General features: G+C 38.8%; 3 protein-coding genes and 3 pseudogenes. 1 reads left to right on the top strand and 5 read right to left on the bottom strand.

Translation table 11 applies throughout. From position 1 onward, the window contains the following. Positions 1–127 (bottom strand): helix-turn-helix domain-containing protein (locus FTT91_RS14405; protein WP_218952063.1); only part of this gene is annotated, 127 nt, incomplete at its 3' end. Then, positions 120–695: pseudogene (gene repM / locus FTT91_RS14400) on the bottom strand (replication initiation protein RepM); the annotation flags it as partial. The gene FTT91_RS14405 and the pseudogene repM, both read right to left, overlap by 8 nt. A 509-nt stretch (positions 696–1,204) precedes the next feature. Between repM and FTT91_RS14395 the strand changes: the two are divergent. Beyond that, the gene (locus FTT91_RS14395) at positions 1,205–1,762 is read left to right on the top strand and encodes a DNA-binding protein (RefSeq protein ID WP_019836970.1); all 558 of its coding nucleotides are present in this window, start codon (positions 1,205–1,207) and stop codon (positions 1,760–1,762) included. Between the two features lie 82 nt (positions 1,763–1,844). Here the strand turns inward: FTT91_RS14395 and FTT91_RS14390 are convergent. From FTT91_RS14390 to FTT91_RS14380, 3 genes and pseudogenes are all read right to left on the bottom strand, one after another. Next, positions 1,845–2,135, bottom strand: a pseudogene (locus FTT91_RS14390) (type II toxin-antitoxin system YafQ family toxin). Continuing rightward, entirely contained in the window at positions 2,122–2,277 is a 156-nt protein-coding gene (locus FTT91_RS14385; protein ID WP_257224342.1) for a type II toxin-antitoxin system RelB/DinJ family antitoxin, read from the bottom strand. The pseudogene FTT91_RS14390 and the gene FTT91_RS14385 overlap by 14 nt, the downstream one beginning before the upstream one ends. A 10-nt stretch (positions 2,278–2,287) precedes the next feature. Continuing rightward, positions 2,288–2,452, bottom strand: a pseudogene (locus FTT91_RS14380) (transposase); the annotation flags it as partial. Between the last annotated feature and the right edge of the window lie 128 nt (positions 2,453–2,580).

Here is a 2,580-nt window from a genome sequence, read left to right as displayed (position 1 = left end):
TGACTTCTGCAATGTCAAAAAGACCATCAGCACTTCGAGATATACGTCCTTCTTTGATAGCTCTGTATAGTGTAGAGCGGCTGACGTTAAAGCGGTTGGATACTTCACTTAGCGATAACTTAGCCATGTACCGTGTCCCTTTTATTTGATGGCATGTATCCCACTTTCTTGAGGTGTGGGTATAGCTCTATGATGCGCTCAGGATCTTGTAGCATCTCAGCAATACGTATAGCAAACTGTTGGTAGCTTTCTGTACCTTGAGAATATTTCCCCATTTCAGGTAATTCTGAAAGCTTATTAGCAAACATATGACGTTGAGCATCTGTCATTTTTGAAAAAAGATCTAGCGTGTTTGGATCTCGCTTATCTGCTATTGGTTGATTCGTTTTCTTTTGTTTGAAGGCGAATGAAAAACCTGAAATAGCACGACCTTTTTTATGTTGCTCATATTTAACGGTAATATCAGAAAGCTCATTAATTTGTTTAATAGCAATATCTAAAACACGTCTTTTAAAAGCCTCTATACGATCATATTCATTAACTCCTATACCTAATTGGCTACGGAATTTATTCAACTCATATATAGGTGTTTTTCCTACAGACTTCCATTGCATTAATAACTCATAGAGTCGTACAGCATAAACGCTTTTAAAATCGGAAGTTTTTTTAAGATGGTAACTAGTAAAATATTGTTCAAAGCCATCTATTTTTGTGACATGTTCAATTACAACACGAGTTTTGGTTTTCGCTTCGTTTCACTCGCTCAAACTCTATTGAATCTCGCTTTCGCTCGATTCGTAGGGGTAATTTTTTGCAAATACCTTCTAAAATTATGTAAAAAGCAAAAGCAACTATGACTTCGCTTCGCTCAGAAGCTTTTTTTGCTCGCTCCGCTCGGTCTAGGTGCAAATATCTGCATATAATTTACGCTTATTTAGGCTTCTCAGCCTAAAAAGCTGTTTTTCAGAGAGTCTAGGCGCGAATTTTTGTTGTGGCGCTCGTAGACACTCGCTAATAAATACTTGTTATTTTTTAATTAATCTAATAGAAATCATCTTCTATCGGATTTTGCTAAATTGGAAAACATTAGCGAACAGCTGCAGAGAGTTTTAGCTAGTCATAATTCATAAAAAATATCGATTGTGTACTGTACTGTAATGTATTAAAATACGATACAGTACAGTACACAATAGGAAGTAAACCCATGGCAATCACTAAATCAGATGTGGCAAAAGCCATCGAATCCCTTGCAGCACAAGGCTCAAACCCAACTAACGATAATATCCTTGCGGTTCTTGGTAGCGGCTCAAAGACCACTATCAACAAATACCGCAAAGAGATCCTTGAAGAGCAACTGGCGGCAGCCGTTACTACGGCAAAAACTCTGAAAGATGCGGAACTTGTTACCGTGTCACAAGTCATTGCAACCCTATTGCAAGAACGGATTGATGCAGTACAAGGCGGATATGCGGAAACAGTGCAACAACTGGAAAAGCAGCTTGCAGATACCACAGAAAAACTGGAACAGGTGCAAATCAAACTTGATGAACAGGTCAAACAAACTGATGACACCACCGACAAGCTGAAAGTCGCTCTTGCTAGTACAGATAAGGCAAAAGAAGACTACAACGCCTTGCAAGCCAAATATGAACAGCTACTCGAAAAATCAGGCTCGATCAAATATGTGGAATCACAACTCACTAATGCAAATGCACGGATAGCTGAATTAGAAAAACAGATTACAATGCAAAAAGACAAGTAACTGACGATGAAGGCTGACATGCTCCCCATTAAATCACTGGTTTAGTACGGAGTATGTCAACGCTCTTTGGGGGTTACATCATTCAAATTGCTAATTCGCTATGACTGCCTAAGCGAACTAATTTCAAAATTAGTAGTTCACCTTCTTCTGTTTTCTTATAGATTAAAACGAGATCAGGTTTGATATGGCAATCACGATGACCTACCTAATTACTGACCAAAGCATGGTCACGATACTTTTCAGGCAAGGCTTCATCAGCTTGCAATAATTCTAAAACAGTTTGTAGTTCAGCATCTAATGTATTTCGATGCTGCCCTTTTTTCTCACGTTTATAGTCTTTCTTGAATGCTGATGTGTACTTAATCGTCCGCATTTAGATCAGCCATCAAATCTTTAACAGAAGTGAAGCTCTTTGCTTTGCTTAGATCTTCTTCCATTGCAGCAATGGTTTCAGGATTGGGCTGCCAAATTTCAAAAGGCAGAGCCTTTTCTTTCGCTACCTTGGTTAACAGCAAGCGAACTGCATCCAGAGAGTTTAATCAGACTCTGAACAAAACCTGTGACCATACGTAAAGAGAGTCGGAATAGTAATTTGATCATTAAGCAGCATTGAACCGCTGTATCGGAGTAGGTCTGATTTCGACCTTGCTTGCCTTGTGATTGTGCATACCACTGAGTCTTTGGATCAAACTGTCAACGGCATTCTAAAATTGACCCCTTTTACCTTACAAATGGCAAAGTAAAATTGACCCCTTTGATCTCGTATTAAATTTCAACCTGAGGCTGAATCCCTATTCTTTTTTTATCCTTCAAACGAT

It is taken from the genome of Acinetobacter sp. YH12021, from assembly GCF_013420145.1.
GTDB lineage: Bacteria > Pseudomonadota > Gammaproteobacteria > Pseudomonadales > Moraxellaceae > Acinetobacter > Acinetobacter towneri.
Note: the sequence above shows the minus strand (reverse complement) of the source record. Positions and strands in the feature narration are given on the sequence as shown.

Coding starts and splice junctions, on each gene's coding strand:
- FTT91_RS14395 (WP_019836970.1), top strand. CDS start 1,205: ATGGCAATCACTAAATCAGATGTGGCAAAAGCCATCGAATCCCTTGCA.